The organism is Nitrosomonas sp. JL21 (assembly GCF_009833095.1).
Lineage (GTDB): Bacteria > Pseudomonadota > Gammaproteobacteria > Burkholderiales > Nitrosomonadaceae > Nitrosomonas.
Map to the genome: position 1 here is coordinate 69065 of NZ_QRCB01000028.1, position 22577 is coordinate 91641.

General features: G+C 45.2%; 22 protein-coding genes. 9 read left to right on the forward strand and 13 right to left on the reverse strand.

The window, feature by feature from the left end:
- Nucleotides 1-14: 14 nt before the first annotated feature.
- The 4 genes from motA to ABF87_RS09945 all read right to left on the reverse strand — a co-directional run bounded on the left by motA (nt 15) and on the right by ABF87_RS09945 (nt 2659).
- Nucleotides 15-875, reverse strand: a complete 861-nt coding sequence (gene motA, locus ABF87_RS09930) for a flagellar motor stator protein MotA (protein ID WP_160828968.1) — start codon at nt 873-875, stop codon at nt 15-17.
- A gap of 485 nt (nt 876-1360) precedes the next feature.
- The gene (locus tag ABF87_RS09935) at nt 1361-1723 is read right to left on the reverse strand and encodes an exosortase system-associated protein, TIGR04073 family (RefSeq protein WP_160828969.1); all 363 of its coding nucleotides are present in this window, start codon (nt 1721-1723) and stop codon (nt 1361-1363) included.
- A gap of 77 nt (nt 1724-1800) precedes the next feature.
- Nucleotides 1801-2319, reverse strand: a complete 519-nt coding sequence (locus ABF87_RS09940) for a hypothetical protein (RefSeq protein WP_160828970.1) — start codon at nt 2317-2319, stop codon at nt 1801-1803.
- Nucleotides 2320-2416: 97 nt separating this feature from the next.
- Nucleotides 2417-2659 carry a hypothetical protein gene (locus ABF87_RS09945; protein WP_160828971.1) on the reverse strand — a complete coding sequence of 81 codons (243 nt, stop codon included), beginning with the start codon at nt 2657-2659 and terminating at the stop codon, nt 2417-2419.
- 86 nt (nt 2660-2745) lie between these two features.
- Between ABF87_RS09945 and ABF87_RS09950 the strand changes: the two genes are divergently transcribed.
- A complete protein-coding gene (locus tag ABF87_RS09950) occupies nt 2746-3615 on the forward strand; it encodes a phosphoribulokinase (protein WP_160828972.1) in 870 nt (289 codons plus the stop codon).
- Between the two features lie 139 nt (nt 3616-3754).
- Complete coding sequence (gene uvrD / locus ABF87_RS09955; protein ID WP_160828973.1) at nt 3755-5935, forward strand: DNA helicase II; 2181 nt, start codon at nt 3755-3757, stop codon at nt 5933-5935.
- 262 nt (nt 5936-6197) lie between these two features.
- Here the strand turns inward: uvrD and ABF87_RS09960 are convergent, their stop codons facing one another.
- Together ABF87_RS09960 and ABF87_RS09965 are read right to left on the reverse strand one after the other, a co-directional pair.
- A complete protein-coding gene (locus ABF87_RS09960; protein WP_240143622.1) occupies nt 6198-7703 on the reverse strand; it encodes a galactose oxidase early set domain-containing protein in 1506 nt (501 codons plus the stop codon).
- 552 nt (nt 7704-8255) lie between these two features.
- Nucleotides 8256-9209: a transglycosylase SLT domain-containing protein gene (locus tag ABF87_RS09965; protein WP_240143623.1), complete on the reverse strand. Its 954-nt coding sequence runs from the start codon at nt 9207-9209 to the stop codon at nt 8256-8258.
- Nucleotides 9210-9604: 395 nt separating this feature from the next.
- On the opposite strand from ABF87_RS09965, the gene ABF87_RS09970 reads away from it, so the two are divergent.
- The 3 genes from ABF87_RS09970 to ABF87_RS09980 all read left to right on the forward strand — a co-directional run bounded on the left by ABF87_RS09970 (nt 9605) and on the right by ABF87_RS09980 (nt 10819).
- A complete protein-coding gene (locus ABF87_RS09970; protein ID WP_160828975.1) occupies nt 9605-10006 on the forward strand; it encodes a hypothetical protein in 402 nt (133 codons plus the stop codon).
- Between the two features lie 21 nt (nt 10007-10027).
- Nucleotides 10028-10573 (forward strand): glycine zipper family protein, encoded by a 546-nt coding sequence (locus ABF87_RS09975; RefSeq protein ID WP_160828976.1) that lies wholly within the window; start codon nt 10028-10030, stop codon nt 10571-10573.
- Nucleotides 10574-10636: 63 nt separating this feature from the next.
- A complete protein-coding gene (locus ABF87_RS09980) occupies nt 10637-10819 on the forward strand; it encodes a DUF3330 domain-containing protein (protein ID WP_160828977.1) in 183 nt (60 codons plus the stop codon).
- A gap of 18 nt (nt 10820-10837) precedes the next feature.
- Here the strand turns inward: ABF87_RS09980 and ABF87_RS09985 are convergent, their stop codons facing one another.
- The 3 genes from ABF87_RS09985 to ABF87_RS09995 all read right to left on the reverse strand — a co-directional run bounded on the left by ABF87_RS09985 (nt 10838) and on the right by ABF87_RS09995 (nt 13144).
- Nucleotides 10838-11221: a VOC family protein gene (locus ABF87_RS09985; RefSeq protein WP_160828978.1), complete on the reverse strand. Its 384-nt coding sequence runs from the start codon at nt 11219-11221 to the stop codon at nt 10838-10840.
- A 27-nt stretch (nt 11222-11248) separates the two neighbouring features.
- Nucleotides 11249-12757, reverse strand: coding sequence for a protein adenylyltransferase SelO (locus tag ABF87_RS09990; protein WP_160828979.1), 1509 nt, complete (start codon nt 12755-12757; stop codon nt 11249-11251).
- A 111-nt stretch (nt 12758-12868) separates the two neighbouring features.
- Nucleotides 12869-13144: a hypothetical protein gene (locus ABF87_RS09995; protein ID WP_160828980.1), complete on the reverse strand. Its 276-nt coding sequence runs from the start codon at nt 13142-13144 to the stop codon at nt 12869-12871.
- A 322-nt stretch (nt 13145-13466) separates the two neighbouring features.
- Between ABF87_RS09995 and ABF87_RS15300 the strand changes: the two genes are divergently transcribed.
- From ABF87_RS15300 to ABF87_RS10010, 3 genes are all read left to right on the forward strand, one after another.
- The gene (locus ABF87_RS15300; protein WP_160828981.1) at nt 13467-14900 is read left to right on the forward strand and encodes a M10 family metallopeptidase; all 1434 of its coding nucleotides are present in this window, start codon (nt 13467-13469) and stop codon (nt 14898-14900) included.
- A 572-nt stretch (nt 14901-15472) separates the two neighbouring features.
- Nucleotides 15473-16648 carry an acyltransferase gene (locus tag ABF87_RS10005; protein ID WP_160828982.1) on the forward strand — a complete coding sequence of 392 codons (1176 nt, stop codon included), beginning with the start codon at nt 15473-15475 and terminating at the stop codon, nt 16646-16648.
- Nucleotides 16649-16855: 207 nt separating this feature from the next.
- Nucleotides 16856-17830 (forward strand): endonuclease/exonuclease/phosphatase family protein, encoded by a 975-nt coding sequence (locus ABF87_RS10010; RefSeq protein ID WP_160828983.1) that lies wholly within the window; start codon nt 16856-16858, stop codon nt 17828-17830.
- On the opposite strand, the gene ABF87_RS10015 is transcribed toward ABF87_RS10010, so the two are convergent.
- The 4 genes from ABF87_RS10015 to ABF87_RS10030 form a co-directional block, all read right to left on the reverse strand.
- Entirely contained in the window at nt 17827-19332 is a 1506-nt protein-coding gene (locus ABF87_RS10015) for a PQQ-dependent sugar dehydrogenase (RefSeq protein ID WP_160828984.1), read from the reverse strand. The genes ABF87_RS10010 and ABF87_RS10015 overlap by 4 nt on opposite strands.
- An 87-nt stretch (nt 19333-19419) precedes the next feature.
- Nucleotides 19420-20277 carry a DNA adenine methylase gene (locus ABF87_RS10020; RefSeq protein ID WP_160828985.1) on the reverse strand — a complete coding sequence of 286 codons (858 nt, stop codon included), beginning with the start codon at nt 20275-20277 and terminating at the stop codon, nt 19420-19422.
- Between the two features lie 331 nt (nt 20278-20608).
- Entirely contained in the window at nt 20609-21085 is a 477-nt protein-coding gene (locus tag ABF87_RS10025; RefSeq protein ID WP_160828986.1) for a DUF2726 domain-containing protein, read from the reverse strand.
- A 369-nt stretch (nt 21086-21454) separates the two neighbouring features.
- A complete protein-coding gene (locus ABF87_RS10030) occupies nt 21455-21763 on the reverse strand; it encodes a DUF4389 domain-containing protein (RefSeq protein ID WP_160828987.1) in 309 nt (102 codons plus the stop codon).
- A 124-nt stretch (nt 21764-21887) separates the two neighbouring features.
- Here ABF87_RS10030 and ABF87_RS10035 point away from each other — a divergent pair, with 124 nt between their 5' ends.
- The gene (locus tag ABF87_RS10035) at nt 21888-22238 is read left to right on the forward strand and encodes a hypothetical protein (RefSeq protein ID WP_160828988.1); all 351 of its coding nucleotides are present in this window, start codon (nt 21888-21890) and stop codon (nt 22236-22238) included.
- The last annotated feature ends 339 nt before the right edge of the window (nt 22239-22577 follow it).

The following is a 22577-nucleotide window of genomic DNA, read 5'->3' on the forward strand; positions in this document are numbered from 1 at the left end:
GTTGTTTTAATTGATTATTTTGATTTACTTTGCTTGACGTGTTCCTCCAATTCCATGAATGAAGGTCTTTCAGTGGAAAACAGTACTTTGCGACCAAATTCGACAGCAAGAACGGGTGAATAACCGTTCAAATTGGCCAGCAGGGTGATTTTGATGCATTCATACAATTTGCTGGATTCGTGCAGATTATGTTCCAGTTTGCCGGCAAGCGGCCCGACAAATCCATACGCCAGCAAAATTCCCAGGAAAGTACCGACCAAGGCTGCTGCAATCAGAATACCGAGTTCGGCGGGAGGCAAGTGAACAGACTCCATGGTATGCACCACCCCCATGACTGCAGCCACAATACCGAAAGCAGGCAATCCATCGCCCAATTTCGCGACCACATGGATAGGCACTTCGCCTTCTTGATGATGGGTTTCCAGTTCGCTATCCATGAGGCTTTCAATTTCCAGCGAATTGAGATTGCCGCCCACCATTAATCGCAAATAGTCGGTAATGAATTCTGTAATATGGTGATCGGCCAAGATATCCGGATACTTGGAAAAAATGGCGCTATTCGTAGGATCATCTACATCGGCTTCAATGGACATCAGCCCTTCCTTGCGAATTTTTCCCAACACCTCATAAAGCAGTGTCATGACGTTCATGTACAGTGCCTTGGTATATTTGGAAGCTTTGAAAACTGTCGGCAGGGCTTTCAGAGTCGCTTTAAGCGCTTTGCTTGAATTACCCACGATGAATGCGCCGATTGCGGCGCCTCCAATCATGATAAGCTCAACAGGCTGCCATAATGAAGCGATATGCCCCCCGGCTAATGCAAAACCACCAAAAACTGAAACGATAATGATAATGTAACCGACAATAACGAGCATCGTACTGACTCCCAGGAATGTAATGATTAAGCATTGATGGCAGATGATGGGAGAGAAGGTAGCATACCGTCGCGACATTCATTTTGAGAGATACGATGAATTTTCCCGGTATTTTCGGTTATTTTATTCAAATATTTTTTTATTCTTAATAATCATTGTCCTAAAGTGATAAAACGATACCGGAAATTCCAAATCACACGGCAGCGTGAGTGGAGGAATGTTGCTTTCGTGCAAGCTATAAAGCTGTGCTTGAAATCTGCGGATTTTAACGATGCAAAGCCTGCCAATAAGAAGAATACTGGCGTAATTGGAAAATCTACTACGGAATTTCTTCCCATCTGAGGCGTTGTGATCGTGATGAGAGAGGGGCTCAATAAAAAGCAGAACGCCGTTTGGCGGTCTGCTTTATATCATTGAAGTATATCCTAAGCTTGAAAACTGAATGAATGGGTTCTATAAATCAATGCCTTAGAATCATCGGATAACTACCGCATGTGCGCTTCAACAAATGTTGTTTCACGGTTGAAGTCATCCCAGATGAACGCAGGTTTGACAAACGGGGTCGTCGGAATGAAAAAAGTTGCGATATCGAACGCGCCACTCAGGGAACGGCCGATGGTATTAACGATACCCGTCAGAAAGCCGATGGTCATACCCTGCACAGCACCATCTCTTCTACTAATGATCATGATTGTTTTTGGTAATTCTCCGACGCCGGTCACGGCGTTGGCAAGACCATTACCCAGTTTTTCGACGACTTTGTCAGGATACTGGCTAGCCATTGCGGTACTCGGAATTATCAGCGCCATTAGGAACAGAACAAGCAGTGCTTGAAGGGTTTTTTTCATGGTAAATCCTCAATGATTAATGGGAGAAGATGATTTTACCCAACTCTCAGGAGTTTTTCAGAGCTTCCCTGATATTGCTATTCTTTCTGATTGATGGTCTGTTTCAGGATACTGGTCATTCTTTCCGCCTCACGTTCAATTTGATTTTCTGGATAATTTCTGGTCTGCAGCTCGTTTCTGATTCTGTAAGCAAATTCTAGGATCAGTAAATCCATCGTATTATTATCACCGCGCTGAGCTGCTTCCTGATACTCTACTTGAAACCGGTTGATGGCAGTCTTCATGGCTTCGTTATTAAGATTCAAGCGGGAAAGGGTCGACTCCAATTCATATTTCTGATTACTGGACAGTATCGCTTGATGCGCTTGGGAATCGGGTTCGGGTTGATAAGAAATATATCTGGGAATCAATACAGATATCATGATCAGCGCCACGCCAGAGCCCACCATTGCCGCCACGAATTTCCACAATTTGTATTCCTTGCCACGTAATTTGACGATATCGATTCGTTGCACGCCCAGCCTGGCTTGAACAGCTATTCCAACAAAAAATAGAATCGCGCCTATGGTCATAATAATCGGTACAATCGGATGCACAGTTTTTCTCCTATATTTTTTAAAGTCGAATCGCAGTTAGTACTGAGAAATCACCGGGCAGTTTTTTTATGGGACTCTAAAAAATGACTGCACTCGATCATTCTGCGTTGAAATCCTTTTCAAAATGCTCTTTCATTCCATGCTGATTGCATTTTTTACTCGATTTCGCCTTCTTTGAGTCGGCGCTCTTGTCTTTTGCAGAGTTTCCTGAAGATTGATAACTAGAGGCTAATCCACGATGAGATTTCAATGATAACGTTTTGCCCATATGATACTGAGTTATTTCCCATTTGATAAGGTGGTTAATGAGGTTGAGTGAATCTGGATGAGAAAGGGCCAATTACCTCTGCCAAAGATGAGTAGAAAGCAGGTATCATATGGGTTCAAAATTCAATAACTATTATTAATCATTAGGAGAAAATAAGAATGTCGCAAAAACACCCGGTTATCGCCGTTACCGGATCTTCAGGCGCAGGCACTTCAACGGTAAAATCCAGCTTTGAGCATATTTTTCGCCGGAAGAAGCTGAAAGCCGCCATTGTGGAAGGTGATAGCTTCCATCGCTATGATCGTGAATCCATGAAACAAGCGGTAGCAGAATCCGAAAAAGATGGAGGCCGCCCGATCAGTCATTTCGGCCCGGAAGCGAATGAATTCGAGAAGCTGGAAGCTCTGTTCAAAGAATATGGCGAGAGTGGCGGCGGTCAAACGCGTCTGTACTTGCATAATGATGAAGAAGCGAAGCCCTGGCAACAAAAAGCCGGGACATTCACACCATGGTCGCCGATTCCATCTGGCTCTGATTTGTTATTTTATGAAGGCCTGCATGGCGGAGCAAAAAGTGACACCGCAGATCTCGCACGGTATGTCGATTTGCTGGTTGGCGTGGTGCCAATCGTGAATCTGGAATGGATTCAGAAAATATTCCGCGATACGAATGCACGAGGGTATTCTGCCGAGGCCGTGACTCATACCATTTTGCGGCGCATGCATGATTATGTTCATTACATTACGCCGCAGTTTTCTCGCACGCATATCAATTTTCAGCGCGTACCGACGGTCGATACGTCCAATCCGTTTATTGCGCGCGAAATCCCGACACTGGATGAAAGCTTCGTGGTCATCCGTTTTAGAAATCCTGAAATGGCGGACTTTCCTTTTCTGTTGAATATGATTCATGATTCTTTCATGTCTCGCCCGAATTCTATTGTCGTTCCAGGCGGAAAAATGGGGATGGCGATTGAACTCATTCTGACACCGTTGATTCTTGATATTGTTGCCAAAAGTAAGTCATAACAGCTTCCAAAGCTCGGTTAATTCATGAATCGCGATAGTCGGTACCTACGGATGTATCGGATTCTGAATTAATCAACAATAAGTTTTTACCCTTGACGGTATTTCGTCATGGTTAACCCCTTCGTTTCCCGGTGATGATATGACTTCACTGCTTTCTGGTCTCAATCAACCTCAGCTGGAAGCGATCACGGTACCGCACCAATCAATATTGATACTGGCCGGTGCCGGCAGTGGTAAAACGCGCGTACTCACCACCCGGATCGCTTATCTGATTCAATCAGGCTTGGCAAGCCCGCACAGCATCCTGGCGGTTACTTTTACCAATAAGGCCGCAAAGGAGATGTTGACGCGAATTTCTGCCATGCTGCCGATCAACCCTCGGGGCATGTGGATCGGAACATTTCATGGTTTGTGTCACCGCATGTTGCGCGCGCATCATCAAGAGGCTGGGTTGCCAGCGACGTTCCAGATTCTTGATTCTGCTGACCAGTTAGCAATGATCAAGCGTATTCTGAAAGAGTTGTCGATAGATGAAAAAAGATTTTCACCTCGCCAAGTGCAATGGTTCATCAATGATGCCAAGGAAGCAGGGTTACGTGCTGCCTATGTGACTGTCGACGATGCGTTTTCACGCCGCATGCTCGAGTTTTATCAACTGTATGAGCAGCAATGTCAGAAAGAAGGCGCTGTAGATTTTGCTGAGTTATTGCTGCGGAGTTATGAATTGCTGAGCCGAAACGAGACCCTCTGTCATCATTATCAGGAACGCTTCCGGTATATTCTAGTGGACGAATTCCAAGATACCAACACCTTGCAATATGCATGGTTAAAATTATTAGCCGGCGCAGGCACTGGTCATGCTGCGGCGGTGTGTGTGGTCGGGGATGATGATCAAAGCATTTATGCCTTCCGTGGTGCCTATAGCGGTAACATGAGAGATTTTGAGCGTGATTTTGGTATTAGCAACATTATCAGGCTGGAACAGAATTATCGCTCGCATGGCAATATTCTCGATGCGGCCAATGCCCTGATCGAGAATAACAGCGACCGATTGGGTAAGAACCTCTGGACTGCCGAGGGAAAGGGCGAGCCTTTGCGGATCTATAATGCCCCGAACGATTTCGATGAAGCTGCGTTCATTGTTGATGAAGTCAAGTCTCTGCATGCAGAAGGTGTGGCCTTATCCGACATGGCGTTACTCTATCGTTCGAATGCGCAATCGCGGGTGCTCGAACATAGCTTGTTCAATGCCGCAATACCTTACCGGGTATATGGCGGAATGCGTTTCTTCGATCGCCAGGAAATCAAGCATGCGTTGGCTTATCTGCGTCTGATCGCTAACCCGAATGATGATAGTGCGTTATTGCGCGTGATCAATTTTCCAGCTCGCGGCATTGGTGCGCGTAGTCTCGAACAGTTGCTGGATGATGCTAAAACGCACGGTATCAGCTTGTGGGAGGCGGCAGTGAAAAAATGTGGCGGCGAAGAAGCTGTACTACGCGCTTCGTTTGAATCCGCTAAGGGAATTGCCAAGTTTGTTCATTTGATCCTGCTGATGCGGCAGAATTGTGATGCATTGCCATTGCCGCAGATCGTCGAATACATACTGGAACATAGTGAGTTATTGGCACATTATTCCAAGGAACGCGAAAGTGCTGAACGATTGGAAAATTTGAACGAATTGATCAATGCAGCCACTAGTTTCGTACACGAAGCCGAGATGGATAGTCTGGCGGAGTTCCTGGCGCATGCGTCGTTGGAAGCGGGCGAGCATCAGGCAGGGAGCGGCCAAGACGCATTACAGCTAATGACCGTTCATTCGGCCAAGGGACTGGAGTTCCACAGTGTATTCTTGAGCGGATTAGAAGAAGGGCTGTTTCCTCATGAGAACAGTCTTAATGAAATCAATGGCATCGCCGAGGAAAGGCGGTTGATGTATGTAGCGATGACTCGTGCTCGCCGCCGGTTATATTTAAGTTTTGCACAAAGTCGAATGTTGCATGGTCAGCTCCGCTATCACGTCGCATCGCGGTTTCTCGATGAAATACCTGCCAGCTGTGTGAAATGGTTGCAATCTTTGCCGCGGATGAATTTCAGTTCTCATGATGCGCGAGCCAATCAGTCAACTCCTTCATGGGATTCGCCGAAATTTTCCAGTCATGGTTGGAGAATAGGGCAAAACGTAGTACATGCCAAATTTGGGGCGGGGGTGATTACCCATTGTGAAGGTAGCGGCAGCGATGCGCGTGTCCAAGTCAATTTTGATCAAGTAGGAACGAAATGGTTATTACTTGAATATGCTAAATTAACAGCCATCTGAATGTCGTGAAAATGATGCTGCACCAAAATAGCAGCTTCAATCTTGAATTTTAGCTAATGATCTGTTCATCTTTAATATGTTTTTTATCCAATTCATGGACTTAAGCTGATTAGGTCAATCTCAATTTCGAATTTTCTTTACGATAATGTAGTTGAAAAAGTAAACCTGAGCTTTTTTGAATTTTTGCAGTGTCTGAATGGAAGAATACCTTCTTGTCTGGGTGTTGTGTAGTCCACACAAGAAGGCAATTATTTATGTTTCCTTAACCAATCTGTATCATTCGAGCAATGGAAGGCACTCCTGCTGCATCCCAAACAAAGAGCATATAAAATCCCGGCGGTGCGATATTCGCATTCAAAGGAGTACGAACCGTTACCGTGTTACCAGCTTGGGGGACTGACAAATCGAAGAAGCGTGCTTCATTGTTCAATGTATGAGTAACGGCACCTGCGCGGACTAAGGTGACGCGGGTGATGTTGCCTGTAGCTTCGACGGAAAAATTCTGGTTCCAACCAATTGATGAAGTTGGCGCATCGGTAATTTCCATCCGAGGAGCGAACTCTCCACTGCCATCGGTTTTGAACAAGTAAGGAGGATAATAAATTTCACCGTTGAGTTGTTTTAACGGGCCGGGAGCCCCCCCCCCTCCGGTAACGACTGTTCCATCCATTAGTAAGAGTGACGTTGAATGGTAAAGCCTTGCTGTCGCTGCAATTGCTGCAGGCATCCAGGTATTAGTAGCGGGATTCCAGAGTTCAGATTCGAGCACCATCCCCCCTAGATCGTTGCCAGTGGATGAACCTCCGTTGGCCCATACCCGACCATCGGGTAATACAGTAAGATTGCCGTATTGACGATCATAAGCCAGATTTCCGGATGCAGTTGCAACCGGCTGACCTGCTCCATTGATATCCACCACAAAGGATAAGCGGTTCTTACGAACAGAGAGCACGCGTCCTGGAGAAAACATGATGGTGGGCAAGAATGCTTGCCCTGCAGGAATCGATGCTGTGTATTTCGTAAGTGTGCCTGTTCCAGCGGTATTCAACTTGAACATGAACCCCGAGCCTGTCAAAACGAATATTTCTCCTTGAGGTTTTACCCATGCTCGTGGATAGTTCCATGACTCTCCACCGAGTTTCCCATAGGCAATATCACTGGTTGCAGTGCTGAGCGTTCGCCATTGTCCGTTTTTAGAACGTACCTCAGGGGTAGGCGAATAGGTGGCAACAGTAGCCGGAATGGTTGGGGAGCCTGCAAAGAGCCGATCATTCCGACCTCCAAGTACTGCATGATCGCCGGTGGGTAGTGTCACCAGGGTTGCATACCAGCGTTTGTATGCCATTTGTTGGCTTTGACGTATCAAAGAATCCGTGGCTGGATCAAAAATATTGACATCGCTGTTGGCATAGTTTCGCAGGGTGTTGACTCGTGCATCCCCTCCAACAAGCAGAGCCTCTCCCGTATCGGGAATATGCGCTTGCGCAGCACAGAAGATATCTGTCTGAGTTATGTTCGGTAATGTCTGAAAAGCGTTAGAACCGGTACCTGCTGTTGGGCTCCAAATGGCGTAATGCATGAGGCCGTTTTGCACCCCTGCAGGAGTTGTTCCATAAGCAAAAACGCGTCCATCCGGCATGAGCATCATCGCGATAGGAATGATAGGCCAATTATGAAGAGGTCCAAATACGCCTTTTAAATGCGCATCTGAGGCGATTGCAGCAGAAAAATGAGTAGTGAATAGGAAAAATGTTAAAACCGTAGACATAAAAAAATTTAAGCACCGGTTCCTTTGTCCTAAAAGAAAATCATTGAACATCATTAAAGCTCCTGAAATTGAAATTAACCCGAGAATCATTAATTCTCCGTATGGCATTCAAACATCGTGAAAATTTGATTCAGCTCTGCTGTTAGGCAAAAAAATTGTTTTTTTATTAAGCTCATAAAATATCCTTTGAGAGCGTTTTATACAGTGATAAATAACACTTACTTAAAATTTTAACTATAGGCTCTGGTTCAACAATTGTCATGGGTCAAACATACTCATTTCAAATGGAAAATATCCTACATTTTTATCGGAAAAGTAGGATGTTATCAGGTAAGGAATCGGATATGTTTTGCCTCGAGTTGGGCTTGGTAGTAAAAACGGGTAGTTTATCTGTCAATTCATCGGAATGAGCGGTAATTTGATAGCGCAGGTCATAAAATCGTGCTTCTCACATTGGATGTTGTTATTTGGCTACATTCTTCAACTTTCGAGTCAGATGATGTCCCATTCATGACATACTATGTGAGTTATAATTAATTGATTATATTGGAATTAAAATCCTGTGAATAATCCCGGTATTCCTATCCGTTGGATACGTGCTGCGTTGTTCCCTTCTTCATAAGCTAATAATTTTCCTTCCTTGTGCCAGAGTCGAAAAGCCAGTGCATAAGAAAGTACGCGGATTGGGTAATCGCGAGGCAATGTTTGCAGGTAAGGCTGAATGGTTGCGAAATCGGTAGCGTCATATTGCTGCATGATGAAGCGCAGTCCTCCATTGGCGGGGCCGATGTTATAAGCGAGCAATCCCAGAAAAAGATCATTTTTCATTTCTGCCAGATAATGTTTAAACGTTGCTGCTGCCACAAAGGCGTTATGTCGATGGTTTTCGAGCGAAATTTTTTCATTGCCAAGATATTTGCGGGCCTGCGATAAAACAATTTCGGGGATGCGAGTAATCTGAAACAACCCACGACCTCCGTCGTGACTGCTTCTGGGTATAAAAGAGGACTCGGTGGCTGCGATACCGAGTAATAAATGTACATCGATTTTAAATGCCTGCGCCGCATCATTTATAGCGGATCGAAATTCCGATGAGCGATTGATCATTGTCTGCAATTGGGTTGAATCATGTCGTCGATAGGCAGCATACACTTGGTGAGCGACGGTAATACGACCTGCTTCTGCCTTGCCGCCGACCAACGTACGAAAATGCCCATATGCCTGTGTGAATTGATCGTGATTGATGAGCCAGAGTGTCGATAAAACGACGATTATCGATAGGGTCGGTGCCAAAAGCTCTGCATGGGGTTGCGACCATTTTCTCAATTTCCACCAGCCGATCAGTAATAAACTGATAATTGTGATTAGTAGCAAAATGCCACTCGCAAATGGCAATACATGAGCAAGAAAGGTGGTGCCTGAAAACCGCTCTGCAAAATAGCCCACCAGCATGATGATGACGCAAACCGCTGTGATTCCCAAGCTGAAGATTTCAATACTGCTCAACAGTAGTTTATGCTGAAATCCAAGGGATCGCTTTTTCCTGATTCTTGTTTTCAATGTACTTTCATCAGGATGACTGCGTGATCGAGAGAGGTGTTTACGCTTCGGGCGGGGTTTTGTTTTTTTGGGTTCAGATGCGGTTTTGGGTGGATTTGTAGTATCGTTCATGGAATTGAAGTATCGAGGTTGCAACTGAATAAATCAATTTGAATTTCAGGGAAGCACTGAAAAACTTCTGTATTTGATCATGCTATGTTGGGATTTGATTTAACTTGCTCCTCACCATCGTTTTCTGAATGTCTTCGTCGATGAGTGGTTTCATCAATATGCCGTGGATATGGAATTGTATGAGAGTGTCTTAGTCTAAACGATATATCTATCATTTGGGTGGAGCGACGATGAAAAGTAGTCAATGGATTTTTGCAATTACTGCGTTATGTCTGGTGCTAGGGAGTGGAGGACTAGAAGCGCATGGCCACAGTCGCTTCAGTCTCGGTTTGGGTTATTACGGTCCCGGGTTTTATGGCGGGTATGGTTATGGAGGTTATGGAGGTTATGGATTTAACCGGTATGGGTTTGGGGGTTATGGTTACCCCTATTATTATCCTCCCATGTACTCCTACCCACCGACTGTGATTGTTCCTTCGACGCCTCCTGTTTACATTCAACAAGAAACTCAGCGAACGCCCCAGCCAACCAACTATTGGTATTATTGCCGGAATCCGGATGGTTATTATCCTTATGTCAAAGATTGCCCAGGTGGGTGGTTGCCGGTTTCTCCTCAACCACCAGGACAATAAGTACAAAGAGGCCATTAAAAAATGTATACACCAAGAGCGCTATCGTTTTTATTAATGACTGGACTGGTAGGAGCTTGTGTTCATATCCCGACCGGACCTAGTGTGATGACCTTGCCTGGCGCGGGTAAAAGCTTTGATCAGTTTCGGGCTGATGACTATGAATGTAAAGCTTATGCTTATCAGCAAATAGGCGGAGTCACTTCCCGACAAGCTTCTCAAGCAAGTGGTCTCGAAAGTGCTGCGATCGGAACCGGACTTGGCGCGGCTGCCGGCGCTGCCATTGCAGGAGGATCAGGTGCCGCCATTGGCGCCGGAACAGGTCTTTTAGCCGGCAGTGTCGTCGGTTCAGGCACTGCTTCCTCATCCGGTTATGTGAATCAGCAACGCTATGATATCAGCTACATACAATGCATGTATGCAAAAGGCCATCGGGTTCCGGTGTCGGGTAAAATTACCAGTGATCAGCCTGTCAATAGACCTGTGAGTCCGAGAATTTCGAACCCTCCGGCAAATTTTACGCCACCGCCACCGCCATCTGGGAATCCGCCGCCACCTCCTCCTCGTTAAGAGGTGAGTTCTGATCAGTTTTTGAAGTGAATGGTGCTGTTATAGTGTTTGGGAGAGTCTGAAATGATTGATCAAAAGAAAATAATTGAGCCGGAAAAAGTAGCGTGCGAAGTGTGTTTGAAAGAAATACCGATATCTGAAGCTACCAGTGTGAAAGCTACCGATTATATTGTGTATTATTGCGGTCTTGAATGTTACGACAAGTGGAAGAAACAGAAAGAGGTGTCACAAGAAGAGAGTAAATAATGCATATCTCTAATAGCTTCATTGTTCAGGAATGACGTAATCTTCCGTCAGCATTTCCAGTAAATGGCCATTCGGATCGCGAAAATAAACGCCACGGCCGCCATAATTGTGATTGATCGAACCATCATCATCATGAGCAGGACCGCTGCCATAGGTGATTTTTTCGGCTTGAATACGTGAAAAAATTTCATCAAACTCATGCTCAGAGACTTTAAACGCATAATGTAAGGATTGAAAGGTTTCGCGGTCGTCAAAATCCAGGCTCAACGTATCATTCACACGCACTACGATGAAATGCGAAAATGCACCGATATATTCGAATCCAAATATCCGGCTATAGAATTTAGCAGAGTCAATTTTATTGATGCAGGGCACAATCGTGTGATTCAGCGTAATGGCCATCGATATTCTCCATCCCAATATTAGTTCCTAGGTTCCGCAAAATGTTTGATAGATGCGCTCTGAAGGCGCAGGGGGAGTGCGTAGATCATTAAATTCGGGTAGATCGGCAAATGGATCGGCTACTGCTGCCAGCAACCGTTTCATTGGAGAAAGATCGCCGTGGTCCGAAGCTGCTGATAAGGCCTCTTCAACCCGATGATTACGGGGTATGATCGCAGGGTTGCTTTGCTGCATGATGTGATGGACGTTATCCATTGAGCCGGGCTGGCGTAATAATCTTGATTTCCATTTAGCATGCCAGGTCAAGAATTCTGCATTATGAGGTGCAATTTCCTCCGCTGGCCCATCAGCACTTAATGCACGAAAAAGATTCGTATAATCAGTTTTTTGCTGGGTCATCCAATTCAATAGAGTGGCGATGAGCTCTGCATCTCCAGCTTCTTCATTCAATAATCCTAATTTTCTCCGCATACCTGATATCCATTGGTTCTGGTAGTGTTGTGGGAATGCATGAATGGCTTCTTCCGCTAATGCTACTGCTTTATCCTGCGAGGAATCGAGCAATGGCAGCAAAGTTTCCGCAAAACGCGCAAGATTCCATTGCGCCATCAGCGGTTGATTGCTATAGCGATAGCGACCGTGCTGATCAATCGAGCTGAACACAGTAGTGGGGTCGTAGCTGTCGATGAATGCGCAAGGACCATAATCGATGGTCTCGCCACTGATACTCATATTATCGGTATTCATCACACCGTGAATGAAACCAACCAGCATCCATTGCGCGACCAACGAGGCTTGTCGTTCAATGACGTGATTCAAGAGGGACAAGTACGGATTCTCAGCATCCTTCAGATCAGAATAGTGTCGTTGAATGACATAATCGGCCAATATTTTGATGGCTGTGTCGTTTCCTTGTCCTGCTGCATATTGAAAAGTGCCGACACGAATATGGCTTGCCGCTACACGTGTAAGAATGGCACCGGGCAATGGTTTTTCTCGCATCACCCATTCCCCTGTCTTGACTACCGCAAGGCTTCGGGTGGTGGGGATATTTAATGCGTGCATGGCTTCACTGACGATATATTCGCGCAACATTGGGGCAAGCGCAGCACGACCGTCTCCACGCCGGGAAAAGGGTGTTTGACCAGAGCCCTTGAATTGAATATCAAACCGCTTTCCAGTTGGAGTCAAGTGTTCGCCCAACAATATCGCACGCCCGTCGCCGAGCATCGTGAAATGTCCGAACTGATGCCCCGCATAGGCTTGGGCAATTGGATGCGCAGGATCAGGCAAGACATTCCCTGAGAATAACGCTGCGGTTTCCTGCTCAGACAGCACACGAAGGTTCAATCCGAGCGATGCAGCCAGCGCATGATTGAGTACCACCACCTGAGGTGCTTGAACGGGTACCGGAGTCAGGCGTGCATAGAAGTAATCGGGTAAGCGTTCGTAACTGTGATCAAAATGCCAACCCACATTGGGGTTGACTGATTGCGTATTCGCTTCCGAATGTTTCGTTGCGGTATTATCTTTCATAAGTTTACTAGAAGTTGTTCCTGGTAAATCCAAAACAAAAAAGCCAGATAAAGTATCTGGCCTTTGATTGCGAAAATGCTATGTTCGATTCACATCGACATCTCTACAATTTCATTTGCGATCAGATCCGATTCTGCTATTTGGATTTGATCCAGAAGGATTTTGAGGGTTCACTCCCGATGGCAATCTCATGCCTTCTTCAGCCGTTTTTTCCTTGGCAGCCTTCTCTTTATCGATAATCAAATCAGATTTGAAATTCGGTCCAATACTTTCTCTATCGATAATTTTGTGATTGGGATGAAAATCCTTATCAAATGCAAGCGCATTGCCTGAAAGAAAAGCTGCACATACCGCAATTGCTACTGTTAATTGTTTTCCTTGAATCATAAAAGTCTCCTTTGTACGGTTTAACCATAACAATAACTGTTACCGTTTAATTTCTTGCCACAAGCACGTATAGCATATTTGTCATGGTAAGGCAATAAATCAGCCCTGGACTTATTGATGCAATTTCTTACGGTGATCTTGTTATTTCTCGTTAACATTCGCAAACGCTTAAAGTAATCAGTTAAGAGACAGTTTCATGATCAAAGCATGATTTTTGAAGGTTCTGTGGGTTAGTGAACACTTGTTGCGTAGCTTGTGAGCTACAATGAATTGATAGCTGAGCAATAAACAATCAGTAATAACAATAAAAGGAACTCGATGTATGCCATTTTCCAATCCGGTGGCCAGTCCATTTTCTGGCAATTCTTATGTCAATGGCCTGCTCTGGGGTAATCATTGGAATGATCCTGCTGCCGGGACGCGTTTAAAGGTATATATCGCCGGCAAGGGTGGTAATGAAATATTCGATTTCGGGGGCACTGCTGTTACGGCGCATACTGCTCCGAATGAAATTGCCGCATTCCAGCAGGCCATGCAATTGATCTCGAATGTTTGTAATATCACATTCATGACCGCAGTGAATCAGGCCGATGCCGACATCATCGTTGGGGCAGCCAATAATGCTGCAGTAGGCGGGGCGCTGGGCAATTCCATTCCTCCCGGCGAGGATGTCGGGCCTGCGGTAAACCAGCAAGGAGCCGCGATCATCAATTTTGATGTGTATTCTTCAAGTGATTATTCCAGTCTTCGCCAGGGTGGTTATGATTTTACTACGTTTATTCATGAGCTTGGTCATGCCGTAGGACTAAAACATCCGCATGATGCCGGAGGCGGCGGTCGGCCTAACTTTCAAGGTGTGATTGATCCGTTTGGAGATTATGGGGATTTCAATCTCAATCAGGGCGTTTATACGATGATGAGCTACAACGACGGCTGGCAGACGGCGCCAACCGGTCCGCTTGATCCAACGGTTATCTGGAAGTATGGGTATGAAGGTACACCGATGGCTTTCGATATTGCTGCATTACAGTTTTTGTATGGTGCCAATACCGGCTATCGGAGTGGTAATGATGTATATACGCTTCCTTCAGGGAACGCGGCCGGGACATTTTTTTCGTGTCTGTGGGATACGGGAGGAGTGGATACGATCCGCAACACATCGGTGAAATCTTCCATCATCGACTTACGCCCCGCGACACTCCAGCATGCGGTGGGCGGCGGGGGCTTCCTGTCGATGACGGAGGGCATCAGCGGAGGATTTACGATTGCCAATGGCGCCTTGATTGAGAATGCGAGCGGAGGTAGCGGTGTTGATACCATTATAGGGAATTGGACAGCCAATGTACTCACCGGGAATGGCGGCAATGACGTGCTCAACGGAATGGGCGGCGCAGACAGAATAATCGGTGGAATGGGAGGAGATACTCTGATCGGCGGCAGTGGCGCGGATGACTTTGTCTATACTGCGATAAATCAGAGCAACAGCCAATTCGACGTGATCAAGGATTTCGTCCATGGCGTGGATGATATCGATGTGGCTGCGATTGATGCGAATGGCGCCGCAGCAGGTAACGCCGCCTTCAGTTTTCGAGGAAATTCGGCATTTACCGGTACCGGTGCCGAAGTGCGATGGTTGAAAAATGCTCCAGCCAATACAACCAATATATTGTTTGATATCGACGGCAATCAAGTTGCCGATATGACAATCCGGTTGACGGGCTTGATTACGCTCGATGCCGGTGATTTCATTTTGTAACCTGCTGTGTTTCATGCAACGCTAAAATTTCTACCCCAATCATTACTCCTACCGGCAGTAGGAGATTTCACCAGCTAGCTATCAGGCAGCCCATGAATACGGAAATATGGTGAAGAAAGTAGGAGGTGGGTTGTTATTGGCGGCAATGTTGAGTTAATATCTCAACTGGTTAAGGAGAGTAGTAGTAAAGTGGTAAGTCAGTAAGGCTGAACACGAGGGTGATATTCATCATTCTGGATGGAAGTCTTGGTAAGTCGGAAAGTCGTATTCAATTCAAAATGGCTGTGAGAACTCTTTGCCATATCTCCACTCTCTAACGTCGGGAGCATGGTATGTAATTACCATTGCTAATCATTAAGCGGTTATCCTGGAAGCGATTTTATTGCCGGTATTCCTGAATATGTTCATCAGCATTCTAATTTCACAGCAAAATTGAAGTTAGGCCCACTCCGATAGTACTCGATTCACTTCGATAGCTGTCAAATCAATTTGTAGCTGATATTTTTTTCAAAGCAGATCAATTGACCTGGCTTGAAGAGCGAAGGTCCTTTATCACAGAAGAGGTTTTATTTATGACGTCACTATCACACATCAACGAGATTCGCTCGCATACCTCGCTTCGCGGTGTGGCAGCGTTAATTGTCGTCCTTGTCCATTTTCGATCTTTTTTTCATGCATCAATAGATCCTGATGAGGTGACTTTTTTTCTGTTGAAAGGCTATCTCTGGGTTGATTTTTTCTTTATTCTCAGCGGCTTCATACTGTCCTATATCTATGGTATTGAACATCCCGAGCGCCGGCCGGTGAGCGATATTACTCGTTATCTCATTGCACGCTTCGCGCGAATCTATCCTTTGCACTTCATATCGTTGCTAGTGGTATTCTTATTTTTTACAATGATTTCATTGGTGAGCTGGAATAAAAATGACGTCTTCTGTTGCTTGTTCGATGGGTCGTTCCGAGATGTCGAGTCCTTGATTGCTAATCTTTTTCTGATTCATGCCTGGGGGATGTTTGATTGGGTGACTTGGAACTTGCCGTCATGGTCGTTGAGCACCGAATTTTTTTGTTATTTGATATTTGCAGCACTATTGGCAATGGAGGGGCCAGTCCGCAAGCTGGCGCTACTCGCATTAGCGTGTATCGTATTGTTATATTATGGATTCTCTCTGGCTACCGGTATCGATATCGATGACAATTTCCGTCTTTCGGTCGTTCGGGCTGCATCCGCTTTTTCGATCGGTATCCTGCTATTCCTGGGGCGTCACATAGTTTCTGATTTGTCTGGAAAATGGCTTACATGCCTTCAGTTCTCGGCCATAGCTGCGCTTCTATCATCATTGCATTACGGTATGGCGGACGTTCTCTCCATCGCTTTGATGGCTTTAATTGTTCTGTTGACCTGGGAAGACCGCGGTTGGGTATGCCGTTGGTTGGCTAATCGGTATCTTCATACGATCGGGATATATTCGTATTCCATTTATATGTGGCATTACCTTCTCAAATTCATTGCTCAGGAGGATTGGGAAGCCTATACTGGGCTGCCGGTGCAAAGTAGTGTGATTGGGTCGATCATTTTTGTCATCTGCTTAGCAATTTTGGTCATTCCGATCTCGATCTGGAGCTATCGTTCATTAGAAATGCCCGCGCGTAAGTGGGTGAGTTTGCGTCTGGCATTTTTGTTGGAAACGAAAGATATGCCCGTGCGTATTAGAGGGGCTTCCTCTGCGGCTTTGGCAACTAATTGAAGTATTCGATGTAAAGTAGCTACTGAAAAGTAGCGAGCGAACAGAAAGCCGTAATTGGGTTCAAACGCGTAGTTCAAGAATGTTCAATGAACAGTAGAACCTAATTGTGAACGGCTTGGCAAATTCGAGAGGGGCATTTTTTCCGGCTTTTCTGAGATTGATCTTTATCAGAGTTCGGCGTAACCCATGCATCATGAGGAGGTTCATATGCGAAAAATTTTCCTGATAGCGTTGTTCAGCATATCGGTATTATCCGGTTGCGCCAAAAAAGGTGGCGGCGGCAGCGAACCATTGGTTCAGTGTAATGATGTGGCCAGTCGCGGTCATTTGAATGTCCTGTCGATCAATGTGCTGTTCAAAGAGACAGATACTCGTGATCAGCGCCTCGAGGCGATCGCTGAATTTGCTGAAAAAACTCCGGTTGATATTATTTTGCTGCAGGAAGTGGCTGGTGGTGCGCTGGTTCAAACTGACAATAGTGCAGAGGATCTGCAGAAAAAGCTGCGTGCTCGCAAGCGCGATTATGATTTATACACGGCTTTTGAAATTGGATTGCCCGGGGTGCTAGGTGTTGCGAATGCCATATTGAGCCGTTGCGAAATCGATTATCGCGTGACCAAGCGATTGCCCCACGCTACCGAATTGAATTTTCGAGGGCATGACATTAAATTACCGCGCAATGTTATGATGACGCGTATCAACATTCCTAATTATAAGTTACTGAACGTTTACAATACTCACCTTTGTTCGGCATGTACCGTGGATGAATTCGGTGCTCAGGTGGAGGAATTACTGCCCTTCATCGGTAAAGTGGAAGCCTCTTTCCCTCCCGGCAACCTTGCGGTTTTGGGAGGAGATTTCAATATCGACCGATTCCGCATCGATCCTTTTCCAGAGCGGCCTTTTTACGACAGGATCATCAATGCGGGTTTCATCGATGCCTATGCGCAGAATAAACCATTGGACAGTTTATGTGCCCATCCAAAACAACCCGATGCCCATTGCACAGTGGAAGTTTCCACATTAGATGCAGGAGGATCGGCCCGGCGCGTCGATTATATTTTTATGAATCAACCCAAAACCATCCGCGAAAGCCGGGTTGTTTTCAATACTGTTGTCGATCCAAGCCAGCCGAGCGTATCCGATCATGCCGGCGTATTCGTTTCGATTGCATTGCCTTAATTCCCAACCATAATCACTGATTCCGCGATATTTGACCGCAGTGATGAAGTCAACTCCAGCGCACTTGAGTCTGCCTCATGATAAAGCGCATATATACGATAATTTCCTGTAGGCAGGGTTTCAGGAAGAGTAAGGTTCAAAACGTTGTGGGTTTTATCGTTCGGACTGATTCTTCGCTTGAAGGGTTGCGGTACGGCGCTCAATGGCTCATTAGCTGAGCCGGTTAGATAGAATAATTGGCCATCAGGCATGCCAATACCCACCCATAAATCATACGTGACCGTGCGGGTTGACGAGGTTTCCACTACCGTAACCTGCAGAGGATTACCAGGTCGATAACTGGCAAGGATACCGTTAAAACTTAATTCACTGGAGCGAACGGCATCTTCAATGCGGTATATCGCTCCGTTATAATCTGCCAGATACATTTCTCCGTGCTCATCTTCGCCAAAACTACTGATGGTAAAATCGGTGTCCGCCAACAGAGCAGCGTCAAATCCGGTAGCTGAGGGTCTGAGTCCGGCTAATCGGCCCGAAGCAAAATCAGCAAAAAGATAAATACCGCGCATGCGTGGAAAGACTCCACCTCGATACACATGACCACCGGTGATCGAACGGTCTCCCGAACTATGGTCATACTCAAGAATCGGTAGAATCAGTCCGCTGGTATTGCAGGAGGCTTGCTGATAGCAATGATTGCCTTCCAGAATATTCCAGCCATAATTTTCTCCCCCGGGGCTAGCGGCGGGTTGAAAATTGATTTCTTCATACTGGTTCTGGCCGACATCGGCAATATAGAGATCACCGGTATCGCGATCGAACGAGAAACGCCAAGGATTGCGTAAACCGCTGGCCCAAATTTCCGGTCGTACGTTATCGACGCTGGCAAAGGGATTATTCGCAGGGATCGCGTAGGGTGAAACACCGGATTCAACATCAATTCTCAGCAATTTCCCGAGCAAAGACGAAAGATCCTGACCGGATCCAAGTGGATCGCCCCCACCTCCACCATCACCCATACCGATGTACAGCATGCCATCGGCTCCAAAAGCGATTTGACCGCCATTATGGTTAGCAAATGGTTGATCCATGGTCAAAATGACGCTTTCACTCGCAGGATCGGCAATATCGCCGGCACTGCTTACCGAAAAGCGCGATACCACCGTATTTCCCACGCCATTGGTATAGTTGACGTAAAAATAGCCTTTGGTCGAGAAATTCGGAGGAAAGGCGATACTGAGCAAGCCACGCTCGCCGCAACAACTGATCCGGTCACTGATATCAAGAAAGGGTGCCGGTTGAAGTACGCCATTGCTGAGTATACGTATACGCCCAGGTTGTTCGGTTATGAAAAGCCGACCACGACCATCGTTCGCATGGGTAATGTGCACCGGATTCTCCAGGCCATTGATGACTTGAATGACATTGGGTTCAGGCCAACCTGCAGCCCAACTGGAATTGCTCGAAACAAGCAAAATTAAGATCAGGAGCATATAGGCCATAAGTAATCCTTCCATGTACCGGTTGAACAGAATAGGAAAACTCGAGTTTCAACTGAGTAACCGTTGTTCATTATTTTCAAAGCAGTCTTAAGCTGTTTTGAGATCCGAAGAATTGTGCATGTTGGGCACGATAAGATTTCGGGAAAAAAACATGATTCTGGTCTGTTCGCAGCGATCGTGTGTACTGTGGTATGTCAAGGACGAGTAATCTTGATACGACCCGCGAATGTCAGCAGTATTTGCATATGAAGCAATCCAAAGCTGTGCAATCTGGGTCTTGATCAGATGAACGATATCTTGACGAGCCATATTCAAAGGTTGAGTTTGTTTTTCCCGAAGCCAAGATTCAAGGGAATTCCAGGGAGTTTCCAAATACACCAGCGTCTTGCTTGGAAGTGTGGGTAATACGGTTTGAATGAGATCAGCAACATCAAGCTGATAAAGCCGGATCAGTGAGCGATGCAATGAAATCCATTCGATTCGACGGACCAAATCAACCTTGTCGAAGCGCGCGTCGCATTTCCACGGTCCTTCGTGGCCGTGCTCATTTGCAGATTCCCATCGAATGCCTGAGCGATTTACTCGATTCAGGAAAAAGACTGAGAAACCGAGCTCCAAGGGGCTGTAATCGCCCGGTGAATTGAAAATGGCTTGTTGCCGATGCCATTCTTCGAGGGTTATTTTTGCATCGTGAATTGACTTGCATAACCCTTCCGGTTCATTGATAACGCTGTGCCAGAATGCGTAAATCAGGGGATTCGCTTCATTTAAATGGATGCGCGATGCATATCCATGCGTGAGTAGGTTGAGTGCTATCGCTGCGCTCCCTGCGTAGGGTTCGACGTACTCACCTCCTAGCAGATCGTTCTGTTCAAAAATCATTTTCATGAAGCCCGTCAATTTATCTCTTCCACCTGAATAACGGAGAGGTGTATTAAATTTCATAATGAACTCCACTGCAAAAATGATGCAAAAACTATCTTAGGTTTTGGAAGCTCTGAAAACGGTTGCGAGCGGCATTCAAGCCATGCGGAATTAGGATCATAAGCGCAGTTTTTGAATGACAATGAATATCCTGACTCAAATTTTGCAAGATCAAGCGTCGTAGTTTTTCAGAATCTCTTCGAAATGCCTCTGTTTTTTTATTATACATTTAGGATGACATCGGGAAACCCTATTTTCCAACGTTTCTAATTCGGCGGAAGTGCCTGACTTAAGAAATTGAAGAGAAAGCTCGCAATTATATGCGGCATCTAAATTATGATGTCGAATAAGATCAGGCAGGCGGGGTGATAGAACTGATGACTATTTCGCGTACTGCCTGACTGCGATATTCTAATCGGGAGGGAAAGCGTAAGAGCTTGAATCCGGCAGTCCGGCAAGCTTTTTCCACGAACCTGCTTCTTGCGCGTGCTTCTCGCTGTATGTGATCTCTTTCATCCAATTCAATGACTGCAATGATTGAAAGTGTCTGTTTTTCACAGAGTATGTAGTCAAAATGCTTGGGTAGGCTGGTATAGATTGCTGCGTTGCAGCTCTGCAGATTGAAAATTTCATTAGGGGTGAGTACGTCTGTGATGCGTACTTTTGCAAATATTTCATATTCTTTGGATAACGATTCTTTGAGTACCAGAAAAAAAGATTGTTCGGTGCTCGACAATATTTCTTCCAGAGACTCATATTTGAATCGCGCGGTTTTTCTGCGGAGTCTGAACGAGGTTAATGTTTTTATAAAAATTGCAATAATATTCATAGTTGACGATGCTTCATACGCTGAAATGAATCTATCGGCAAACGAGCGGAAATTTTTATAGAACTTCGATTCATCTTGTAATACAAATTGATTTTCAGTAGTGAGGCAAAAAATTCTCCAACGATATGAGCACTAAGTATTCCGTGGAAAAAGTATATGGTTCGAAAAATGTTGATAAGAGGACGTAATAAGGCAAAACTGGGATAGTAGGAGCGAGGATGATGTTTGCTTGAGGAGCCGGAAGAATTATTAAGGGGAGAGTAATCCTTCCGGCTTTTTGAAGAACATGTTTTGCTTGCACTTATCGTGCAAAAATTATTACGGTATCGTTTGTGAAGACTTGAGGATTAATTTACTCATTTTGCTGATTTATTTTTCAATATACTGATTCTTCTGATCGGGAGCGCCATTCGGCCATTTATTAAAGGGAAAGGGATGCTCTTCGCTGTTGAATGTTAAGAACTGAGTAATCTGATAAAGATAGGTGCTCAGATTCTGGCCAAATTTCAACAACTGCTCATTTGTATTGCCAGACAAAATAATAGTGATGAATTGGAAAATGATGATGGCAATGATGACGAATTTGGACACCCCGTAGATAATTATGAAAAATAACATGTACAGACCGCGCTGCCAGGTTTCATTTCTTTGTAACCTTTCCTTGATTTCTTCTTTCATTTTTTCTGTGAATGAGAACGAATATAATGAATCACTGTTGGATTGGGTGAATGGAATCGACAATGGTTCAAATTTTTCAATAAAATAACTCTAAATTTTATACTCTGAGGAGCAAGAAGTGAGAATGATTGCTTTGATCTTAATTACGTTGGGCTCATTGGGTGTGCTCGCTTCATGTACACAGACGGGCCGCATTCCTACGGATGCGCCCGAAGCCATTAAAAGAGCCATAACCCGCTGTGATCATGAAGCTCTGGCTAAGTATTATGACGATGCAGCTAAAGAGATGCGGTTGAAAGTCAAGGAACATCGAAAAATTCTCAAATCGTATGAATCGTTAACTGCTCGCCCTGAAGATGAAGTTTCAATGCTTCAAACCCAATGCCGAAGCTTGATCGAGGCATACGAACAAGCTTTGAAGGCCAATTTGGATATGGCTGATTTTCATCGATCCATAGCTGGGGAGATGAAATAATTCAGAATCTGAACAATTTTAACCTCCAAGTAGTTTAGAACTTATTTTATTATTTATCTTATCTTCATAAGAATCACTTGATTTCATTTCTTGCTGCCGAGTTTCTGCCTCAGCCGGTAAAGTATGATAGTCCTATCATTTGTGGCTGATATCGATTGCAATGCTTACCAAAACTCACGCCGAAGCTTCGATCTATCGGCTATCAAAGATCCCAGCAAATTACTAAGTAGTTTCTTAGATAAAAATAAGCATTTAGCCAATTCATTTATAAGCCATTAGCCAATTCATTTAATTATTGAAAAGCTTTAGTATTTCATCCAGTTAGCTCTCATAGACGAA